At 62.9% G+C, this 21,080-nt stretch carries 18 protein-coding genes; 9 read left to right on the forward strand and 9 right to left on the reverse strand.

The features are described 5' to 3' along the window. Positions 1-98 precede the first annotated feature (98 nt). From FA94_RS09080 to FA94_RS09095, 4 genes are all read left to right on the forward strand, one after another. Positions 99-488, forward strand: coding sequence for a MarR family winged helix-turn-helix transcriptional regulator (locus tag FA94_RS09080; protein ID WP_156126603.1), 390 nt, complete (start codon positions 99-101; stop codon positions 486-488). A 297-nt stretch (positions 489-785) separates the two neighbouring features. Next, the gene (locus FA94_RS09085; RefSeq protein ID WP_051981167.1) at positions 786-2,594 is read left to right on the forward strand and encodes a chloride channel protein; all 1,809 of its coding nucleotides are present in this window, start codon (positions 786-788) and stop codon (positions 2,592-2,594) included. Positions 2,595-2,649: 55 nt separating this feature from the next. Beyond that, a complete protein-coding gene (locus FA94_RS09090; RefSeq protein WP_035549885.1) occupies positions 2,650-2,904 on the forward strand; it encodes a hypothetical protein in 255 nt (84 codons plus the stop codon). A 248-nt stretch (positions 2,905-3,152) separates the two neighbouring features. Next, on the forward strand, positions 3,153-4,553 hold the full coding sequence (locus tag FA94_RS09095) for an MFS transporter (protein ID WP_035549888.1): 1,401 nt from the start codon (positions 3,153-3,155) through the stop codon (positions 4,551-4,553). A 23-nt stretch (positions 4,554-4,576) separates the two neighbouring features. On the opposite strand, the gene FA94_RS09100 is transcribed toward FA94_RS09095, so the two are convergent. The 4 genes from FA94_RS09100 to FA94_RS09115 form a co-directional block, all read right to left on the reverse strand. Next, on the reverse strand, positions 4,577-5,821 hold the full coding sequence (locus FA94_RS09100) for a citrate synthase (RefSeq protein WP_035549891.1): 1,245 nt from the start codon (positions 5,819-5,821) through the stop codon (positions 4,577-4,579). A gap of 108 nt (positions 5,822-5,929) precedes the next feature. Continuing rightward, positions 5,930-6,322: a VOC family protein gene (locus FA94_RS09105; RefSeq protein ID WP_035549893.1), complete on the reverse strand. Its 393-nt coding sequence runs from the start codon at positions 6,320-6,322 to the stop codon at positions 5,930-5,932. Positions 6,323-6,348: 26 nt separating this feature from the next. Then, positions 6,349-7,665 (reverse strand): MFS transporter, encoded by a 1,317-nt coding sequence (locus tag FA94_RS09110; protein ID WP_035549896.1) that lies wholly within the window; start codon positions 7,663-7,665, stop codon positions 6,349-6,351. Between the two features lie 54 nt (positions 7,666-7,719). After that, on the reverse strand, positions 7,720-8,478 hold the full coding sequence (locus tag FA94_RS09115) for an SDR family oxidoreductase (RefSeq protein WP_035549898.1): 759 nt from the start codon (positions 8,476-8,478) through the stop codon (positions 7,720-7,722). Positions 8,479-8,768: 290 nt separating this feature from the next. Here FA94_RS09115 and FA94_RS09120 point away from each other — a divergent pair, with 290 nt between their 5' ends. Continuing rightward, a complete protein-coding gene (locus FA94_RS09120) occupies positions 8,769-9,731 on the forward strand; it encodes a 2-hydroxyacid dehydrogenase (RefSeq protein WP_035549901.1) in 963 nt (320 codons plus the stop codon). 104 nt (positions 9,732-9,835) lie between these two features. On the opposite strand, the gene FA94_RS09125 is transcribed toward FA94_RS09120, so the two are convergent. Continuing rightward, entirely contained in the window at positions 9,836-10,225 is a 390-nt protein-coding gene (locus FA94_RS09125; RefSeq protein ID WP_035549905.1) for a hypothetical protein, read from the reverse strand. Between the two features lie 439 nt (positions 10,226-10,664). On the opposite strand from FA94_RS09125, the gene oxlT reads away from it, so the two are divergent. The 4 genes from oxlT (at position 10,665) to FA94_RS09145 (ending at position 15,637) form a co-directional block, all read left to right on the forward strand. Beyond that, positions 10,665-11,996 carry an oxalate/formate MFS antiporter gene (gene oxlT / locus FA94_RS09130; RefSeq protein WP_035549908.1) on the forward strand — a complete coding sequence of 444 codons (1,332 nt, stop codon included), beginning with the start codon at positions 10,665-10,667 and terminating at the stop codon, positions 11,994-11,996. An 85-nt stretch (positions 11,997-12,081) separates the two neighbouring features. Next, positions 12,082-13,824: an oxalyl-CoA decarboxylase gene (oxc, locus tag FA94_RS09135; RefSeq protein ID WP_035549911.1), complete on the forward strand. Its 1,743-nt coding sequence runs from the start codon at positions 12,082-12,084 to the stop codon at positions 13,822-13,824. A 25-nt stretch (positions 13,825-13,849) separates the two neighbouring features. Next, positions 13,850-15,100 carry a formyl-CoA transferase gene (gene frc, locus FA94_RS09140; protein ID WP_035549914.1) on the forward strand — a complete coding sequence of 417 codons (1,251 nt, stop codon included), beginning with the start codon at positions 13,850-13,852 and terminating at the stop codon, positions 15,098-15,100. Between the two features lie 108 nt (positions 15,101-15,208). Next, entirely contained in the window at positions 15,209-15,637 is a 429-nt protein-coding gene (locus tag FA94_RS09145; protein WP_035549917.1) for a PAS sensor domain-containing protein, read from the forward strand. A 36-nt stretch (positions 15,638-15,673) separates the two neighbouring features. Here the strand turns inward: FA94_RS09145 and FA94_RS09150 are convergent, their stop codons facing one another. The 4 genes from FA94_RS09150 to FA94_RS09165 form a co-directional block, all read right to left on the reverse strand. Beyond that, on the reverse strand, positions 15,674-17,473 hold the full coding sequence (locus FA94_RS09150) for a methyl-accepting chemotaxis protein (protein ID WP_035549920.1): 1,800 nt from the start codon (positions 17,471-17,473) through the stop codon (positions 15,674-15,676). Positions 17,474-17,579: 106 nt separating this feature from the next. Continuing rightward, a complete protein-coding gene (gene phnY, locus FA94_RS09155) occupies positions 17,580-19,037 on the reverse strand; it encodes a phosphonoacetaldehyde dehydrogenase (RefSeq protein WP_035549923.1) in 1,458 nt (485 codons plus the stop codon). 34 nt (positions 19,038-19,071) lie between these two features. After that, a complete protein-coding gene (phnA, locus tag FA94_RS09160) occupies positions 19,072-20,307 on the reverse strand; it encodes a phosphonoacetate hydrolase (RefSeq protein ID WP_035549926.1) in 1,236 nt (411 codons plus the stop codon). Continuing rightward, on the reverse strand, positions 20,304-21,002 hold the full coding sequence (locus tag FA94_RS09165; protein ID WP_063771777.1) for a phosphonate utilization associated transcriptional regulator: 699 nt from the start codon (positions 21,000-21,002) through the stop codon (positions 20,304-20,306). The genes phnA and FA94_RS09165 overlap by 4 nt, the downstream gene beginning before the upstream one ends. Positions 21,003-21,080 lie beyond the last annotated feature (78 nt).

The raw sequence follows: 21,080 nt of genomic DNA on the forward strand, positions 1-21,080 counted from the left end.
GGAGTGCATCGTGAGTATGATGGCGAATCAACCCGCCCATTCCGATCACGAGAGCCGATAGCATGACGACGCGCAGGAAACCTGCAGTTCCAGTAGGCATGCCGGCCAAACAGGACCTCGAAGCGATGTCGCTGTTTCGCTATCAGCTACGTCGATTTCTTCGTTTCTCGGAGGAAGTGACTCATGCCGAAGGGATCACGCCGCTGCAATATCAACTGATGCTGCACGTCCGCGGTTTCTCGGGCCGTGACTGGGCAACGGTCGGGGAACTGGCGGAGCGGCTTCAGGCCGCGCCGCACGGTACCGTCGCGCTGGTATCGCGCTGCGAGGCAAACGGTCTGGTCTCGCGCCACGCAAGCCGGGCCGACGGGCGTCAGGTCGAAGTCCGCCTGACACTCAAAGGCGAGCAATGCCTCGCGCGACTCGCGTCGAAGCACAAGCTGGAAATCGAGGCGTTCGGATGGGCGTTCGACCGCACGCCGTCTTGAGCAGGAGGACGGCGGAATCCCGCCTTGCCCGTCCTGGTCCGGAAAGAAATTGGGAAACCCGGCTTCCGCACACTATGATAGATCACAGGGTGACATATACCGTCATGCCGCGCTCGGCATTTGAGTAACGCGATGTTCGTTGTCGGGAAAGGGACTCGTCGGCGGCGAATCGAGGTGCAGGAGGTCCACGCCGACGGTTCGACCCGCGAACCCGCAGTGCTCTGGGGACCTCATACGATGCCGGGCGACGCCGATCGGTCTGATCAGACAGAAAGAAGCGAATCGCGCCACGTCAAGGTGGCGCCGCTTCAGCCGCGCGCGGTCAGCCATCAGGACGACGATGCCGTTGAGCCCATTGCGCTCCGTTGGCTATGCCTGCTCGCGTTTGTCGTCGGTATCGTCACGGGCTTCGGCGCGGTGGTGTTCCGCGCCTTGATCGGGCTTGTGCATAACGCGTTCTTTCTCGGCCGTCTGTCGTTCGCTTATGACGCCAGTCATTTCACCGCGGCATCGCCGTGGGGTGCGTTCGTGATTCTCGTGCCTGTGCTGGGCGGCCTCGTCGTCACGTGGATCGTCAGCACGTTTGCGCCGGAGGCCAAAGGTCACGGCGTGCCCGAGGTCATGGATGCGATCTATTACAAGCGCGGTGTGATTCGCCCGGTCGTGGCGGTCGTGAAGTCGATCGCGTCTGCTTTCGCGATTGGTTCCGGCGCCGCGGTGGGTCGCGAGGGGCCGATTATCCAGATCGGCTCGGCGCTCGGTTCGACGCTCGGCCAGGTCGTGCGGATGTCCGCCGGGCAACGCATCACGCTGGTGGCGGCGGGCGCCGGAGCCGGCATCGCCGCGACCTTCAACACGCCGATCGGCGGCGTGCTGTTCGCCACGGAACTGATGATGCCGGAAATCAGCGTCAACACGTTCTTACCGGTGGCGATCGCAACCGGCACGGCAACGTTTCTGGGGCGGCTGTTCTTTGGCGACGCCCCGGCATTCTTTGTCCCGGCGCAACTCGGCGCCATTCCGAATCAGCCGGGCAGCGTGTTGACGCTGATTCTCTACGCGTTGCTCGGCACCTTGACGGGCGCCGCGGCAGCGCTGCTGATCCGCGCGTTGCATTGGGCGGAAGACGCCTTCGACCTTATCCCCGGACGTTATCAGCGGCACGTCTGCGGGATGCTGCTGGTCGGCATGACGATGTATCTGCTGTTTCGCCTTGCGGGTCACTATTACGTGGAAGGCGTGGGCTACGCCACGATTCAGGCGACGCTTTACGGTCAGCTTCAGGGCGGCGCATTTCTATTGATGCTGGCGCTGTGCAAGACGCTGGCGACATCGGTCAGTCTGGGCTCGGGTTCGTCAGGCGGCGTCTTTTCGCCGTCGCTCTTTATCGGCGCCACGCTGGGCGCAGCCTTTGCGTCGCTGGTCGCGATGGTCATGCCCGGTGCGCCGGTTAGCGCGCCGGCTTTCGCGATGGTGGGCATGGGCGCGATGGTCGGCGGCGGCACCGGCGCCGCGATGACCGCGGTGGCGATGATCTTCGAAATGACGCGCGACTACGACATCGTGCTGCCGATGATTCTCGCGGTGGCGTTCAGTTTGGGCGCGCGCCGGCTGTTGTCGCCGGAAAGCATCTATACGCTCAAACTGGTACGGCGCGGCCACCCGATTCCGAATGCGATGCATGCCAACATGTTTCTCGTGCAGAACGCGGCTCAGGTGATGGAAACCGACGTGTTCGTGCTCGACGCCCAGGTGCCGTTCCGTGACTTGCTGACCCGTTCGGAGGGCCCGGCATTCCGGCACGTGGTGGTCACGCGCGAGCACGAGATCTATGGCGTCTTGCGCATCAACACGGGGCTGCGCCGGGCGGTGAGCGAGAGCGAATCGGATATCTCGCTCGGCGCGCTGGCACAGAGGAATTTCATCGTCGTGCGAGAGCATGACGTGGCGTTCGGTGTGATCACGCAGTTGTGGAAACAGCACGCAATGATGGCGGTGGTGGTGGGGCGTCACGAGGGGCATGGCCCCGCGCGCGTGCTTGGGATCATCGCGAAAGAGCACATCGCCGACGCGGTGGCGAGTAGCATCAGGATATTCCCCGGCTAGGCGGCAGGGGCGAATAGCATGCCGCCGCGCGGGGTGTATTGCGAAGGAGCGAACCGTGAAACTGTCCCATGAACTGGATGCGGCATGCAAACGCATCGGCAAGGCGTTGCACCTCAACGGGTTGAAAAGCGTGTCAGGCGAGAGGCGAACAACGAGAGAGGCGCCCGCGTGCGGATGGGTGATTGTCTACCGCACGGCGCAGGGGTTTTGCTGCATGTACGAGGGCGCACCGATCGAATTCGACGAAATGCTCGACGTTCAGATCTGGTCCGAGGAAATGGAGGTGCAGACTTATTTCATCGGCTTATGAAAGCCTTACGCTCGATCAGGACGCCGCACCCAAGCAACGCACACGACGCTCGTGTCGTGTCCCGCACCTAGCCTCAGCGCCTCAGTGTTCATGCGTATTGCAGAACCGGGCGATCCTATGGGAAATTGCAAAACGTGCCTTGGCTACCGGTGAACGATGAAGCCGCGTCGTCTTCATTCAGCCGGTAGGGCCACGGCGAACGCGCTCATTTCATTGCGGTCCTTTCTAACAAGAAACAAGAGGCGACTATGTCCAACCAGCAGGCCGCTGAAATTGCCGCACGTCTCGACCGGCTTCCCCCTTCGCGCACTGTCTGGGCCATGGTGATCCTGATCTCGCTCGGCGGTGTGTTCGAGTTTTACGATCTGTTTTTCACCGGCTATGTGGCCCCGGGGATGGTGCAGTCCGGGCTATTCAAGCCCGAATCGCTCGGCCCGTTCGCCGCGCTCGCGCCGCTCGCCGTGGCGGGGTTCGGCACCTTTGTGTTTGCCACGTTCGCGGGCCTGTGGGTCGGCGCGCTGACCTTGGGGTATGTGGCGGACCGCTTCGGGCGGCGCGTGATCTTCACCTGGTCGCTGGTCTGGTACATGGTCTGCACGATCATCATGGCGTTCCAGACAACCGGGTACGCACTCAATATCTGGCGCTTCGTCGCGGGCATCGGCATTGGTGTCGAACTGGTGACGATCGACACGTATATTTCCGAACTGATTCCGAGCCAGGAGCGCGGTCGTGCGTATTCGGTCAACCAGTTCATCACGTTCTCGGTCGTGCCGGTGGTCGCCTTTCTCGCCTACGCGTTGAACGGCACCAGGCCGCTCGGCCTCGACTATTGGCGGGTGGTGATCCTGATCGGCTCGGTCGGCGCCGTTGCCGTCTGGTTCTTGCGGCGCAACATTCCGGAGAGTCCGCGCTGGCTCGCACGGCATAACCGTTTCGACGAAGCCGAACGGATCGTCGCCGAGATCGAGCGGCGCGTCGCGCTCGAGAAAGGCATCACGCTGCCGCCGCCGCAAGCGGTGGAACCCGAGAAAGAGGGGCGCGGCGCGTTCCGGGAAATCTTCGCCCCCGGTTATCGGCGCAGGACGATCATTCTGTCGATCTTCAATATGGCGCAGGTGATCGGCTTCTACGGCTTTGCCGCGTGGGTGCCGACGCTGCTGATCCATCGGGGCATTCACGTCACGGCAAGCCTCGGCTATGCGTTCGTTATCGCGATCGCCAATCCTTTTGGTCCGCTCATCGGCACGTTGTTCGCCGACAAACTCGAACGCAAAACCCAGATCTGCGGCGGACTCATCACGATGGCCGTGGTGATCGCGGTCTTTTCGCAAGTGTCGACGCCCTGGATCCTGACCGTACTCGGCGTGGTGTTTACGCTGGCGGCGAACATCATGTCGTATGCCTATCACGGCTACCAGGCGGAGCTTTTCCCGACCCGGATACGCGCCCGGGCAATCGGCTTTGTCTATTCATGGAGCCGGATTTCGGCCGCCTTTGCCGGTCTCGCCATCGGCATTCTGTTGCACGGTTACGGCGTGCCGGGCGTTGCGGCTTTCATCGGGGTTTCCATGCTGGTCGCCATCTGCATGATCCTGCTTGGGCCCGCTACGAAGGGACTCTCGCTCGAAACCATCAACCAGCATTGAAGCCCGTGCGGTGGTGCGCCTGCTCAGCGTCCCACCGTTTTGAACACGCGATTCCTGTCGAGCGTGACCGGATCGAGCGGCTTACCGGCATCGGCCTGGGGTTTCGTTGCGCTCGCGTCTTCCAGCGCGCGTCCGGTGTAACGTCCGCGTGGCCGGATGACCTTGCCCACCCGCAGTTGCTCGATGCAATGCGCGAGCAAGCCCACGCTGCGCGCCGTGGCGAATAGCGCGAACGACGCATCGCGAGGCAGCGCCAGTTGCGCCGCGAGGCTGGCGAGCGCGACGTCGATATTCGGCTTGAGCCCGGTCAGCGCCACCACCCGCTCGATGAACGACATGATCTCAGCAGGCGGATCCAGCACGTCGAGCAGGGCCGCCGCGCGCGTATCGCCGTCCGGATACAGATGATGGCCGAAGCCCGGAATGGGAATGGCCGAGCGTAAGTGATGGGCCACCACGTTTTCCGCGCCGAGTCGCTCGACGTCGTCGAACACGGCACGCACGCGACCCGACGCGTCGCCATGTAGCGGGCCGGAGAAGGTGGCGAGCCCCGTGAGCAGGCAGCCCGGCAACGAGGCGCCGGTGGACGCGGTAATCCGCGCGGCGAACGCCGAACTCGTCATCTCGTGGTCGGCGACGAGCACCATCGCGCGGCGGATCAACTCGGCGCCGGCGCGGTCCTGGCCCCAGCCGAGCGCGAGCTGTTCATGCGTGCGTTGCCCGGGCGTGTCGCCGCGCGCGCCGAACGCTCGCGCGATCAGCGCCACGAGCCGGCCGGCCTCGACATGCAAGGCGCTGTCGGTACGCCCGAGCGTGGAGTGCCCACAAGCCGCGAGCGCCGCCAGCGACGTGAACGCGCATTGCCTGCCGCGCTCCTCGCCTTGTAACGGCAGGTCGCCGGTGTCGAACGCAATCGGTGCGCGCGCATTCCAGAGAATGGCCGCGACCTCTTCGAGCGTGGCCGTTTCCGAGAGGCGGATGCTGTCGCGTCCCCGGTAATACGGGCGATCTTTCGAGAAGGTCGTAATGCCGCTGTAAATGCAGGGCTCCGCACCGAATATCGTGCCGGCGGCGAGCGCCTCGCGCTTGCGTCCCACCTGTTTCTTGCGGCACAGCGCGGCGACGTCCTCGGCGCGATAGAGGCTCTTGCGCGGATCGAGCGGATCCGGCATCACCGCGATATTGCCGCGGCTGACGTACGCGTAGACGGTCTGCGCCTGCACGCCGAGTTGTCGGGCCGCTTCGGTTAGCGTGATCCAGTTTCGCATGGGATATCAGGCGCGATGCTGCGAGAGAAAAGGGCCGCAAAGAACGGTCGACGCGGCTCGCGGGTTGCCTGCACCCACGGCCGATGCTGGGTCGATTCTGGTCTTGTTTCAGGTAAAAGTCATCTCGGCGGGACGGCGTTCCAGAATCTCGATGAGGATATCGCCCGGCGATCGCACGAAGCAGGCTCGAACACCGGCGCGAACCTGCTTGACCGGTTCGACGATCTCCGCGTCGCAGCGCACCAGGTGATCGAACGCGGCGTCGAGGTCGTCCACGAGCACGCCGAAATGGTCGATGCCCTCGGCTTTCTCGCCTTCAGGCGACCGGCCGCTTTGCGCGCCCGGCAGCGCCGTGATGAACAGATTGATGCCGCCGATACGCACATCCACTCGCCCGGGCCGACGCACGATATCGGCGTTCAGGCAGCGCCCGAACCAGGCGGCGGTGGCTTCGGCATCCGCCGAGCACAGTTGCAGATGATCCCACTTGAATTCGATCATTCAGTTTCTCCGGATAGTCGACAGCATTACAGTTCGATGCGCGAAAGCTTCCCCAGCAGCACGGAGTACGAGAGCGTCCCCAGCAGGCAGATGCCGCCCATCAGGTTGAGTGCCCAGTAGAAGTGGCCGGTGTGCTGGGTGATGTAGCCGATCATCAGCGGCGTGGTGACCGCCGCGATGTTGGCCGCGAGGCTGGTGATGCTGCTGGTCAGGCCCACGTATTGCCGTGGCGCGATTTCGGAGACGGCGGCCCACGACATCGAGCCGACGCCCTGCGCGAAGAACGCGATCGTCAGAATGGCGATCACCCCCTCATTCGATTCGACGAAATTGACCAGCATGATCGACGCGCCGAGCAGGGTGCCGATGATGAGCGGCGCCTTGCGTGCGGTGGACAGCGAGACGCCGCGCCGGATAAAAAAGTCCGACAGCAAGCCGGCGATAAGAATGCCGAGCGTCGCGCCGATAAAAGGCAGCGCCTGGAAAATCCCCACCTTGATCATGGACATGTGACGCGCTTCGATCAGATAGGTCATGAACCACGTGGTGAAGAAGACCAGCAAGGTGTTGTTGCAGAACTTGCCGATGCAGATGGCGATCACCTGCCGGTAGCTGAGGAGCTTGAGCGCGAGGCGCCAGTTGAACTTCTCGCGCGGCTTGCGCGTGGCGGTCGCGCCTTCGTTGATGTAGTTCAGTTCGGCGGCATTCACGCTTGCATGATGCTGCGGGTCGCGATAAATCCGGTACCAGACAAAACTGAACAGAATGCCGAAGCCGCCCGTCACAAAAAATACCGAACGCCAACCGTACGTGGCGGAGATCCACAGCAACAGGCCGGTGAACAACGGCGTTCCGATGTATTGCCCCATCACGTAGACGCTGGTCGCGAAGCCGCGCTCGCGGGCGGGAAACCATATCGTCACGGCGCGCGCGTTCGAAGGAAACGCCGGCGCCTCCAGCGCGCCGATGGCGAGCCGCGAGCCGAGCAACATGTGATAGCCGGTCGCGAGACCCTGCGTCAGCGTGGCGAACGACCAGCCGACCAGCGACAGCGCATAGGCGAGGCGTGAACCGAGCACGTCGGTCAGCACGCCGCCGGGCACCAGCGCAATGGAATAGGCGAGGCCGAATCCTGCAAACAGCTCGCCCATTTCCATCCGGTTGAGCGCCAGCCCCTTCGAGAGACCCGGTGCGACGATGCCGAGCGCCGAGCGATCCACGTAGTTGAGGACGGTCGCCACGAGCAGCATCGAGAGCACGACGTAGCGGACTCTCGAGCGTTTTGTGGTGTCCGCGTAAGCCGGATTGCCAGCCGGCAAGCTGTGTTCCTCTGCGACTTTCATCGGTGTCTCCAAACAGTGGCCAGCTGATTTTTTTATATCTGGCTGAATGACGATTTATCCGCGGCCGACGAACGGCATAGCGCTCGCCATGATGGTCATGTTCAGAACATTGGCTTCGAGCGGGAGGCTGGCCATGTGCACGACCGCGTTGGCCACGTGTGTCACGTCCATTCGCGCTTCGGGCGCCATGCGTCCATCCGCTTGCAGGACGCCCTTGTTCATCCGTTCCGTGAGCGAGGTCGCTGCGTTGCCGATATCGATCTGACCGCAGGCGATATTGAACGCGCGTCCGTCCAGCGCAATCGACCTGGTGATACCCGTCACCGCATGTTTGGTCGCCGTATAAGCAATGGTATGCGGCCTCGGCGCGTGCGCGGAGATCGAGCCGTTGTTGATGATGCGCCCACCTTGCGGCGACTGCGCTTTCATCAAACGATACGCGGCCCGCGCGCACAGAAACACACCGGTCAGATTGGTGGCCACCACGTCGTTCCAGAAATCGGTGTCGTAGTCTTCGAGCGGAACGGCGCCGGCGTTTCGGCCCGCGTTATTGAAGAGCACGTCGAGCCGCCCGAATGCCGCAGCGATGTGCGAAAAAGCCTGATCGACCGAGGTGGCGTTGCTGACGTCGGCCTGAAATACCTGCGCTTCGCCGCCGGCCACGCCGATGACCTCTTTCGTTTCGAGCAGTGGCTCGGCTCGGCGCCCGATCAGCGCGACGGTGAATCCGGCTTCGGCGAGCGCCACGGCGGCGGCACGGCCGATGCCGGAACCGGCGCCCGTCACAGCGGCGAATTGTTTCGATGCAGGCATTTCGTCTCCTCCTGAGCATTCCATTGAACATGGGAAACAGAGTTGCATTCGCCCTGGTCGTTGAGCAAGCTTGATTGATTGAATCAACATCCAAGGGCTTGGCGGACGGGAATGCCCCAGGGTTTTCCTGAGGCGTTTTATTGCGGCGAGCGGCGGGACGTGGGCCGTGCCGGTACGAGAGCGGGGCGGAGGGGTCGGAGGGGTCGCAGGAGTTGATTGATCGAATCAATATTGACGTCGGAGTCGGCGGTTTCGTAGGCTCTCGACGTCACTCCATCGAAGGAAAAATCATGTCGCAAACTCACCGCACCCGTCTGTTGATTGCGCGAAAAGTCCCCGCCGCCGTGGCGAGTCGCGCCGAGGCCGAATTCCATGCGTTCGTGACCGAGTCCGATATGGACTCGGCGTCAGTGGTCGACTTCTGCAACCGGCACGACGTGCCGGCCATCCTGATCGGCAAGAAGTCCGGCCTGCAGGCCGAGCATATTGCCGCGCTGCCGTCGACGGTCAGGATCATTGCCAACGCAAGCGCGGGCTTCGATCACATGGATGTCGCCGCCGCCCGCGAACGGGGCATCGCCGTCACGAACGCACCCGACGCGTTGACCGAGTGCACCGCCGATTTCACGCTGCTGCTGGTGCTGGCGGCCTGCCGCCGCGCGTCGGAATACGAGCGCATCATGCGCAACGGCTGGGGTAAGTCGTTTGGGATGACCGACATGCTGGGCACGCGCGTGAACGGCAAGACGCTCGGCATCGTCGGCTTTGGGCGCATTGGACGTGCGGTCGCGAAGCGTGCGCAAGGTTTCGGCATGCGCGTGATCTACACCGACATCCGGCGCGCGGATGCGGCAGTGGAGAATGGCGCGACGTTTTACGCCAGCCTCGACGACATGCTGCCGCATTGCCAGGTGCTCACGCTGCACGTGCCGGGCGGCGGTGTGCCGTTGATGGCGCAAAAAGAGTTCGGCTTGCTGCGCAAGGGGGCGGTATTCGTCAACGCGGCGCGTGGCGGCCTGGTCGACGAAGATGCGCTGTATGACGCGCTGACCTCGGGCCATCTGTTTGGCGCGGGTCTCGATGTGTATCAACACGAACCCAAAGTCGACCAACGCTTCGCCGGACTCGACAACGTGTTCCTGACGCCCCACATGGCCAGCGCCACGATCGAGACGCGCGACCAGATGGGCTTCACGGCACTGGACAACGTGGCCGCCGTGCTGGATGGGCGCGCTGCGTTGAATCCGGTCTGATGCGCGCTTGCCCGGCATCCGGGCAAGCGATGGTTGAGTGGCCGGGGATGCCCCGGCTCACTCGCCACACGCGATAAAAACGCCCTGAACGTGCTGCGCCGCGTCTAGATACCGGCCAGCGCCGGCAACTCCATCTCAAACGAAAGCCGCTCGCTGCGGCTGATCGCCGTTTGCTGAGGCAACGCGCGATTCATCGGCGACGCGCTTTCAATCTGAATCTGCAAGCACGCCGGATAACGCAGGCGCTTTTTCTCAAGAATCGCCTCGCTTAAAAACACCGCGCTATAAGCCTTCAGCAAGTGCGCATGGTGTGCCTCGATGTAGGCCTCGATCTGCTCCCGCTCGCCGTTTATCGCGGCCAGCGACGCGAGCGTGCGCACGTCCCAACGAAAACGCAGGCCGAGTTCGTCGAACGCGGCGTTGTAGGCGCATAACTGCGCCCGGACTTCCGCATGGAGTGCGGGATCGGATGCTTCGAATGGCGAGGCGTTCATGGTCAATCTCCTCAGGGCAGGTGGCATGAACGGAGAGTAGAAGGACGAATCGATAAACAACAGTCAAAGTTTTTTCGAAAAACCATAGCGCTTTGTTTATGTGTTGGTTTACCCGAAGCCCCTCCGCGACGCGATCTCACTCGTCCCGACAGCGCATCACGTTATCCGTCGACCCATGGAGCGGGGCGGTGACCGGTGTATTAGGCATACCTAATACAAACCATAAAATGTTTTAATTTTTACTTATCGATCATCACGCGCAGCATCCACTCAGACACGCTACGCCCCCAACCGCCTGCTACCGGCTGGTTGCACGTACAACGAGTTCCCTCTGGCCGACCATTGGCGCTTCATTGCACTCAGACCGGCAGCGAAGCGATTCGATCACGTAAGTCCCACGCGCCGTTCGAGCGCGACGGAACATGCAGGAGACGCAGACATGGAACATTCCAACTCACGGGAGAGCGGCCGCACCGCCTTCTGGCATCACCGCTGGGCGCAACTCGCGATCGGCGTCGTGTGCATGGGACTCGTGGCGAACCTGCAATATGCATGGACGCTGTTCGTGGTGCCGATGGACAACGCCCACCACTGGGGCCAGGCGGCGATCCAGACCGCGTTCACGATCTTCATCGTCACCGAAACCTGGCTCGTGCCCGTCGAAGGCTGGCTCGTCGATAAGTTCGGCCCGCGTCCCGTGGTGATCGGCGGCTCGCTGTGCGCGGCGCTCGGCTGGATCATCGACGCGCATGCAAGCAGCCTCGCCGCGCTGTACGTCGCGGCCGTCATCGCCGGTATCGGTGCGGGCTGCGTGTACGGCACCTGCGTCGGCATGGCGCTCAAATGGTTTCCGGACAAGCGCGGCCTCGCCGCCGGTTTGACCGCGGCGGGCTTCGGCGCCGGCGCGGCCGTCACGGTGATTCCGATCGCCAACATGATCCAGCGCTCGGGCTACGAGCATACGTTCATGTTCTTCGGCATTTTTCAGGGCGTTTGCATTCTGCTGCTGGCCACGATGCTGGTGCGGCCCAAGCCGCCTGTCGGCGCGATCGCGGCTAAACGTGTGGTTGCCAGCAAGATCGACTACACGCCCGGCGAGATGATCCGCTCGCCGCTGTTCTGGGTGCTCTACCTGATGTTCGTGTTCGTGGCGGCCGGCGGCATTATCGCGACCGCGCAGCTTGGACCGATTGCAAAGGAATACGGCTTCGCGAAATTGCCGGTCAGCCTGATGGGCATCACGTTGCCGCTGCTCACGATGACGCTGTCGATCGACAATCTGTGCAACGGCTTCACCCGTCCGTTGTGCGGTTTTCTATCGGACCGCATTGGCCGCGAAAACACGATGTTCATGATCTTTCTCGGCGAAGGCGTCGCGTTGCTCGGGCTGATGCAGTTCGGCCATAACCCGTACGCCTTCATGTTCTTTGCCGCGGCCGTGTTCCTGTGCTGGGGCGAGATCTTTTCGATCTTCCCGGCCACCTGCGCGGACACGTTCGGCAGCAAATACGCCGCGGCGAACGCCGGGACGCTTTACACCGCGAAGGGCACCGCGTCGATGCTGGTGCCGCTTGCCTCGCTGCTCTCGGCGAACGGCGGCTGGAGCACGGTGTTCATCTCGGCGGCGGTGATCTCGATCGCCGCAGCCGTCTCCGCCAAGTTTGTCCTCGCGCCGATGAGAAAGCGCTGGATCGACAACTCGGGCACGACAGCCGGCGCGGCGATCAACGAAGCCCGACTGCAACCTTTATCCGGCGGCTCGCGTGAATAAACCATCACGCTGCACGACCACACGACCGCGCCGCTCACACCCCAACGCATAACAACCCAGCGATCAGCCACCAAGGAGAGCAGTCATGGCAGAAGCCGACCAGCCCGCAGCAGACGTTACGTCGAAACAGCAGGCCACTGAGACGACCGATGGATTCCATCTCGTCATCGATGCGCTGAAACTGAACGACATCGACACCATCTTTGGCCTGGTCGGTATTCCCATCACCGACCTCGCGCGGCTCGCGCAAGCGGAAGGCATGCGTTTCATCGGGTTCCGTCATGAGCAGCACGCCGGTAATGCGGCGGCGATTTCCGGCTTTATCACGCAGAAGCCGGGCATTTGCCTGACCGTGTCGGCGCCGGGTTTTCTGAACGGCCTCACGGCCCTCGCCAACGCGACCACCAACTGCTTCCCGATGATCCTGATCAGCGGCTCCAGCGAGCGCGAGATCGTCGACTTGCAGCAGGGCGATTACGAGGAAATGGATCAGTTGAATGCGGCGAAACCGTACGCGAAAGCGGCGTATCGCGTGTTGCATGCGGAGGATATCGGCATTGGCGTAGCGCGGGCAATTCGTGCCGCGGTGTCGGGCCGGCCCGGTGGCGTGTATCTGGATCTGCCGGCCAAGCTGCTCGCGCAAACGCTCGACGTCGTCAAAGCACAGCAGTCGCTGGTGAAGGTAGTCGACGCCGCGCCGCGTCAGTTGCCGGCGCCGGAATCGGTCGAACGTGCGTTCAACGTATTGAAGAACGCCAAACGTCCGCTGATCCTGCTCGGCAAGGGCGCGGCCTACGCGCAGGCCGACGCGGAGATTCGCGCGTTCGTCGAGCAAAGCGGCATTCCGTATCTGCCGATGTCGATGGCCAAAGGCCTGCTGCCCGATACGCACGAGCAATCCGCGTCCGCGGCGCGCTCGTTCGTGCTGGAGAACGCCGACGTCGTCGTGCTGATCGGCGCGCGGTTGAACTGGCTGCTGTCGCACGGCAAAGGCAAGACGTGGGGCGCGCAGCCGAAGCAGTTCGTGCAGGTGGATATTTCGCCGACCGAAATCGACAGCAACGTCGCGATTGCCGCGCCGGTGATCGGCGATATCGGCTCGTGCGTGGCGGCGCTGCGCGCCGGCGTCGATACGAGCTTCATGAAGTCGAACACCGAATGGACCGCCGCGATTGCCGAGCGCAAGAACAAGAATCTCGCGAAGATGGCCGCGACGCTCGACAAGAATCCGTCGCCGATGAATTTTCACAGCGCATTGCGGGCGATTCGCGATGTGCTGAAGACGCGCCCGGACATCAACGTCGTCAACGAGGGCGCGAATACGCTCGACTACGCCCGCAGCATCATCGACATGGCTGAGCCGCGCAAGCGCTTCGACTCGGGCACGTGGGGAATCATGGGGATCGGCATGGGCTTCGCGATCGGTGCGGCGGTGACGACCGGCAAGCCGGTGGTCGCGATAGAGGGCGATAGCGCGTTCGGTTTCAGCGGCATGGAACTCGAAACCATCTGCCGTTACGACCTGCCGGTTTGCACCATCGTGTTCAACAACAACGGCGTGTATCGCGGCACCGATGTGAACCCGACCGGCGGCAAGGACGTCGCGCCGACCGTGTTCGTGAAGGGCGCGCGTTACGACCGGATGATCGAAGCCTTTGGCGGCGTCGGCCACCACGCAACGACGCCGGAAGAGCTGACGAAGGCGCTGGTCGAGGCCATCGCATCGGGCAAGCCGACCTTGATCAACGCCGTGATCGACGAAGCGGCCGGCACCGAAAGCGGCCGCCTGACCAATCTGAATCCGCAAAGCGCGGCAACGAAAAAGTAATCCGGGCAACCCAGGAGATATCACCATGACCAAACCCCTCGAAGGCATCAAGATCATCGACTTCACGCATGTTCAGGCCGGCCCCGCGTGCACGCAGTTGCTCGCCTGGTTCGGCGCGGACGTCATCAAGGTCGAACGGCCGGGTTCCGGCGACGTGACGCGCAACCAGTTGCGCGATATACCCGACGCCGACGCGCTGTACTTCACGATGCTCAACAGCAACAAGAGGTCGCTGACGCTGGACACGAAAAAACCCGAAGGCAAGGAAGTACTCGAGAAACTGATCCGCGAATCCGATGTGCTCGTGGAGAACTTCGGTCCCGGCGCACTGGACCGCATGGGCTTTTCGTGGGAACGTCTGAACGAATTGAATCCGAAGATGATCGTCGCTTCGGTGAAGGGTTTTAGCGACGGCCACCACTACGACGACCTGAAAGTCTATGAAAACGTCGCGCAATGCGCGGGTGGCGCAGCGTCCACCACCGGCTTCTGGGACGGTCCGCCGACCATCAGCGCGGCGGCGCTCGGCGATAGCAACACCGGCATGCATCTGGCGATCGGCATTCTGACCGCGCTGCTGGGCCGCCACAAAACCGGCAAAGGCCAGAAGGTCGCGGTGTCGATGCAGGACAGCGTGCTGAACCTGTGCCGGGTGAAACTGCGTGACCAGCAGCGGCTGGAGCGGGTGGGATATCTCGAAGAATATCCGCAGTACCCGCACGGCGAATTCGGCGACGTGGTGCCGCGCGGCGGCAACGCGGGTGGAGGCGGTCAGCCGGGTTGGGTGCTCAAGTGCAAAGGCTGGGAAACGGACCCGAATGCGTACATCTACTTCACGATTCAGGGTCATGCGTGGGAACCGATCTGCAAGGCGCTCGGCAAACCCGAGTGGATCGACGATCCGGCCTACAAGACCGCGGAAGCGCGCCAGCCGCATATCTTCGAGATCTTCAAGACGATCGAAGAGTGGCTGGCCGACAAGACCAAATTCGAAGCGGTGGATATCTTGCGCAAGTTCGACATTCCGTGTGCGCCGGTGCTGACCATGAAGGAACTGGCTAACGATCCTTCATTGCGCGCCAGCGGCACGATTGTCGAAGTGCCGCACAGCAAGCGCGGCTCGTATCTGACCGTGGGCAGCCCGATCAAGTTTTCGGATATGAAACCTGAGGTGACGGCGTCGCCATTGCTTGGGGAACATACCGACGAAGTCCTCGCGAGCCTGGGCTACAGCAAGCAGGACATCTTCAATCTGCGCGAAGTCAAAGCGGTTTAACGCGCTCAGCGGCAGTCATGTTGGGCAGGCCCGGCTGAAGAGTCGGGCCTGCAGTCGTGATGTCAAGTTCTCGATTCAAATATTTACGCTCAACTTCGGGGAAGCGCCGTGCCGAGTGTCATCGATTTCCAGCAGCTGGCCAATGCGATCGGCGACGCGATCGTCATTTCCGACGCGCGCGGCCACATCGAATTCTGGAACCCGGCGGCCGAACGGATGTTCGGCTTTACTCAGGACGAGGCGATCGGACAGTCGCTCGATCTGATCATTCCGGAACGATTACGCGGCCGCCATTGGGACGGTTATCACCAGACCATGGCAAGCGGTGAAACGCGCTACGGCAACGACGTGCTGCGCGTTCCCGCCGTCCACAAGGACGGGCGGGCCTTGTCGATTGCCTTCACGGTCGCGTTGCTGCATTCGCCGCAAAACGAACTCAACGGCATCGTCGCCGTGATTCGCGACGAGACCAGCCGTTTCCACGAAGATCGTCTGCTGCGCAAACGGCTTGCGGAACTGGAAGCGTCGGCGGCCTAGTCCTGTGAGCGGCAACGTGAGTCCCCGCGGTGCGCGTTAGTCGAGCTTGAATTGCGTCACTGCGCCCGCGAGGCTCACCGCCTGGCTCTGCAACGCGGCGGCCGCCGCAGTCGATTGCTCGACCAGCGCGGCGTTCTGCTGAACCATTTCGTCGAGCTGGCTGACGGCGCGATTCACTTCCTGAATGCCGCGCGTCTGTTCGTTCGCGGCCTGGGTGATTTCGGAAATGATGGTGGTGACGTTGGCGACGTTGCTGACGATCTCCGTCATCGTTTCGCCGGCCTGACGCACCTGACCCGACCCCGACGTGACGCTCGCCACCGTCGATTCGATCAGCGCCTTGATTTCCTTCGCGGCCTGCGCGCTGCGTTGCGCGAGACTACGCACTTCGCCGGCCACCACCGCGAAACCGCGCCCCTGTTCACCAGCGCGTGCGGCTTCCACTGCGGCGTTTAGCGCAAGGATGTTGGTCTGGAACGCGATGCCGTCGATCACGCCGATGATTTCGGCGATCTTCACCGACGCGTGTTCGATTTCGCCCATCGTCGTAATCACTTCCGCGATCACCACGCCGCCGCGCGAAGCCACTTTCGACGCGGACACGGCAGTGTCGTCGGCCTGCTTCGCGGCGCTTGCCGAGTGCGTGACCGTCGAGGTGATTTCTTCCATCGACGCCGCAGTTTGCTGCAAGCTCGCTGCCGCCGATTCGGTGCGGCCCGACAGATCCACGTTGCCTGCGGCGATTTCATTCGCGGCCACGCGCACCGATTCGCTGGCATCGCGAATCTGGCGCATTACATGGCTGATTTTGTCGATGAAGGTGTTGAACGAGCGCGCGATCTGCGCGACTTCATCGTTACCGTCGGCGGGCAGGCGATGGGTCAGATCGCCGTCACCCGAGCCGATTGCGTCCATCGCGTCGCGTACGTTCGAGAGGCGCTTGAACGACACGGCGGTGACGGCCGCCACGACGGCTGCGGCAATCCCCGCGATTACGACCAGCGCGATCAGCGAAGCCGTCAGCAACGAACGCATGCCGGCGGTGGCTTCCGCTTTATCCAGCGCGACGACCGCATACCAGTCGGTGCCGGGAATCGCTTCGGCGCGCAGCAGTTTGGCGCTGCCGTTCACGTCGACTTCGAGCGGATGTTCGGCGGTGAAGAGGGCAGAGAGTTTTTCGCCGGTGAGTGCGGGGACAAGATCCGACACCGGCCTCAACGTCAGCTTCGAATCCGGATGCGCAACGATATGGCCGCTCGCGTCGATCAACATGCCGAAGCTCGCGGGCGTCGGATGAATCGCCTTGACGTTGGCGATCACGCTGTCCATCGCGACGTCACCGGAGACCACTGCTTTCACCACGCCGTCGCGCACCACCGGCGCGGCGAACGAGACCACCAGTTTGCCGGTGCCCATATCCACGTACGGCGGCGTCACCACCGGCTTGCCGGCCGTGGCGGCCTGCTTGTACCAGGGGCGGCCGGTCGGATTGTAGTCGGGTGGGATGCCGGTCGGGTCGGTGAACTTCCAGGTCTTGTCCGCGTACCCGACGTACACGTTGGTGAACTTGCCGGCAGCGGCGACCTGCTTCAACGCGGTGAGCGGATCGGGCTGCAGCACGGCGTCCTGCAGCGAGTCGATCATCTGGCCATGGGTGGCGATCCAGTCGCCGATCCCGTCCGTGTGACCGCTTTCGACGGCGCTCAGACTGCTTTCGATCGCGTCGGCGTTATACGAACTGGCGACGAGATAGTTGAGGCCCGCGTTGGTGGCGAGCGCAACCACAACGATAGCGACGCACAGGGCGACGATGCGCGCGCGAATGGAAGAGAACATGTCGGGAGTTTTTCGGAGTAGGGGTGAGTCGTGGCTGGTGAGGCAGGCGCCTCACCAAAGATAAACCTTCCCGGCGCCGTTCCAGCGCACCGGGAAGGATCGATACTCAAGCCCAGGGCAACGAGTACGTCTTCACATGCGTGAAACTCTTCATCGCTTCCTGCACGCCTTCCTTGTAGCCCAGACCGGAGTCCTTGATGCCGCCGAACGGCGTGAGTTCCAGCCGATACCCCGGCACTTCGCGCACATTGACACTGCCGACTTCCAGCTCGGCGATGAAACGCGCGATGTAGTCCATGCGATTCGTGCACACCGAAGACGACAGGCCATAGTCGGTCGAATTCGAAATGCGGATCGCGTCGTCGATATCGCGGAAACGGATCACCGGCGACACCGGTCCGAAGGTTTCGTATTTGACGAGCGGCATGTCGGGCGTCACGCGATCCACCACGGTCGGCGAATAAAGCGCGCCGTCGCGGATGTTGCCGTACAGCAGTTTTGCACCACGGCTCACCGCGTCGTTGACCTGTGCTTCGAAGAACTTCGCGGCCGCTTCGTCGATCACGGTGCCCATATCGGTGTCCGGGTCCGCCGGATCGCCATACCGCAACGCGCGGGTCTTTTCCACCAGCAACTCGACGAAGCGATCCGCCACCGCTTCATGCACGAGCATCCGTTTGATCGCCGTGCAGCGTTGGCCGGAGTTCTTGTACGAACCCGACACGGCGAGCGTGCTGGCCTCGTCGAGGTCGGCGTCTTCCATCACGATGATGGGATCGTTGCCGCCGAGTTCGAGCACCGCGCGCCGGTAGCCCATTTTTCCGGCGATGTATTTGCCGATCGGCACGCCGCCGGTGAAGGTGATCAGATCGACGTGCTCATTGGTGATCAGTTCGTCTGCGATTTCCTTCGGGTCGCCGGTAATGACCTGCAGCATTTCCTGCGGCAAGCCGGCGCTATACAGAATGTCCGCCAGCAGGTACGTGGACAGCGGCACTTTCTCCGACGGCTTCACGACGATCCGATTGTTCGTTGCAATGGACGGCACGATCTTGTGCGCGACCTGGTTCATCGGATGATTGAACGGCGTGATCGCGGAAATGACCCCCAGCAGCGGGTCCCGCAGCGTGTAGACGCGCCGCTTCTTGCCATGAGGCGTCAGGTCGCAGGAGAACACCTGGCCGTCGTCCTTGAGCGCTTCGTTGGCGCCGAAGATCAGCACGTCGCTGACGCGGCCCGCTTCGTAGAGGGAGTCTTTCCTGCACAGACCGGCTTCGGCGGTAATCAGCGCGGAGATTTCCTCGGTACGCTCGCGCACGATTTCCGCCGCGCGCCGCAGGATCTGCGAGCGCTCGTAGCGGCTGAGCCGCGCCCGGTACGCGTGGGCGTAAGCGAACGCGTGCCGGACGTCGGCGAGCGTCGCCTTCGGCACGGTGCCGACCAGCTCGCCGTTATACGGATTGCGCACTTCGATGACCTGCTCGCGTCGAATCAGTTCGCCGCCGATTCGAAGGGCTTCATGACGGACCGCCAAAGACGGTCGTGGTTCCACGATGGCATTCATGCTGTCTCCTGATAGGGCAGAAGGTGACGGACGGTTACTGGAGATGGTTGAGCGCGAGGTCGAGAATGTCGAAGTTGCGCAGACGTGCCCGCTGCGAAGCGGCCCGCTCGACCGGGCGGCTGAAAAGCAGCGGCACGGTCTGTTCGGACAGGCCACCGTGCGAGCGCAGCGGCGCGTCGAGACCGGACAGGTCATGGCGCGATTCGCTCGTCCCCAGCACCACATGGCGGCCCGACACGACGATGATGTCGCCGAGGCGGTCGCGCGGCAGCTCGAAGCGCTCGCAGCCCTCGGCACCGCTGACGGCCAGCTCGATCCCGGCGCGCTCGCGAAGTCTGGCGATGACCTGCTCCTGATCGACGGAAGGCGGCAGATAGATCGTGGCGAACGAACCCAGTGCGCCGTGGTGCACGACATACGGATCGGTAATCGGCAGGATCACGCGCGCCACCGCGAAGCCGAGCCATGCGTCCAGTTCGTCCTGCAGGTAGATCACATTCGGCTTGCCGGCTTCGTCGTGCTTGTCGTTCATGCCGTGGTCCGCGGTGATCGCGATGGTGGCGCCCAGCTCGGCCATACGTTGCAGATACGGGTCCATCATTTCGTAGAACGCGTTGGCCCCGACGCTGCCCGGCGCGCATTTGTGCTGCACGTAGTCCGTGGTCGACAGATACATCAGGTCGATGGGCCGCGTTTCCAGAAGACGCACGCCGGCCGCGAACACGAACTCGGACAGCTCCGAGCTGTACACCTCCGGCACCGGCTTGCCCACCAGTTCCAGCACACCCGTAATGCCGTTTTCTGCTTCAGTCACCTGATCGGCCTTCTCGGACGAGAAGCAGATGCCGGTCAACTGGTCGCCGAGCAGGCGGCGCAGTTTGTCTTTCGCGGTCACCACCGCCACCTTCGCGCCGGCATCGGCGAACGCCGCCAGCACCGTCGGCGCGCGCAGGTACTTGGGGTCGTTCATCAGGACTTCGGCGCCGCTCTCGCGGTCGTAGAAGTAGTTGCCGCTAATGCCGTGCACGGCGGGCGGCACGCCCGTCACGATCGACAGATTGTTCGGGTTGGTGAAGCTCGGCACGACGCATTCGCCCTTGAGCGCCGCGCCGTCTTTGAGGATCTGGGCCAGAAACGGCGCGACGCCAGCCTCGGCGGCTTGCGTCAGATAGTCGTATTCGCAACCGTCGACACAGACGACGACGAGAGGCCGGTCCATCCAGCGGTAACTACGTCCATTGACGTTGACAGTCGGAGTGTTCGCGTTCATGAGGATTCCCTTTGAGTGGTCAGGTGAGGGTTGAGACTGGCGTTGCGTTGGGTCTCGGGATGAGTGGTGTGCATGCGTTCGCAACTGGCGGCGACGTGAGCGCGCAGCGCGTGTCCGGCGGCATCGCCGTTACCGAGGGCAATCCGGTCGACGATCGCCCGATGCTCGGCCAGCGACACGGCAAGCGTTTGCGGATGCGCGAGCGTTTGATGCCGGAACAGCGTGAGTTCCTTGACCAGGCACCGGTACATATCGACCAGCTTGCGGTTGCCGGTAAACACGGCGAGCTGGTCGTGGAATTCGAAATTAAGCGCGGCGTAGTCGGCCATCTGCCCGAGCGCTGCCGCTTCATCCATGCGGTCCAGCAGGTCGTGCAGGCTTTTTAGCTGGGGCAGTGTGATGCAGCGGGCGAGGGTGCGCCCGATCAGCTCCTCCAGCGACGCCCGCACGGCAAAGATGTCGTCGGCCTCGGCGACTGAAATCTCCCGCACGAACACGCCGCGATTGCGGGTCAGCCGCACCAGACCGGCTTCTTCCAGCGTGCGAAATGCCTCCCGCACCGGGCCGCGGCTCACGCCCAGATGCTCGGCGACCGCCAGTTCGCTCAGCTTGGCGCCGGCCTCCAGCTTGCCGCTCAGGATCATCCGCTCGATCTCGCTCCTCACCAGCCGCGTCAGTGAATGGCTTTGCAACATTCCGATAGTCGGGGGGCGAGTCAGGGTTTCCACGGCAGTCGTCGAATAGTTTTTTGCATGCTTGACATTAGACTTTGT

It is taken from the genome of Burkholderia sp. 9120 (assembly GCF_000745015.1).
Lineage (GTDB): Bacteria > Pseudomonadota > Gammaproteobacteria > Burkholderiales > Burkholderiaceae > Paraburkholderia.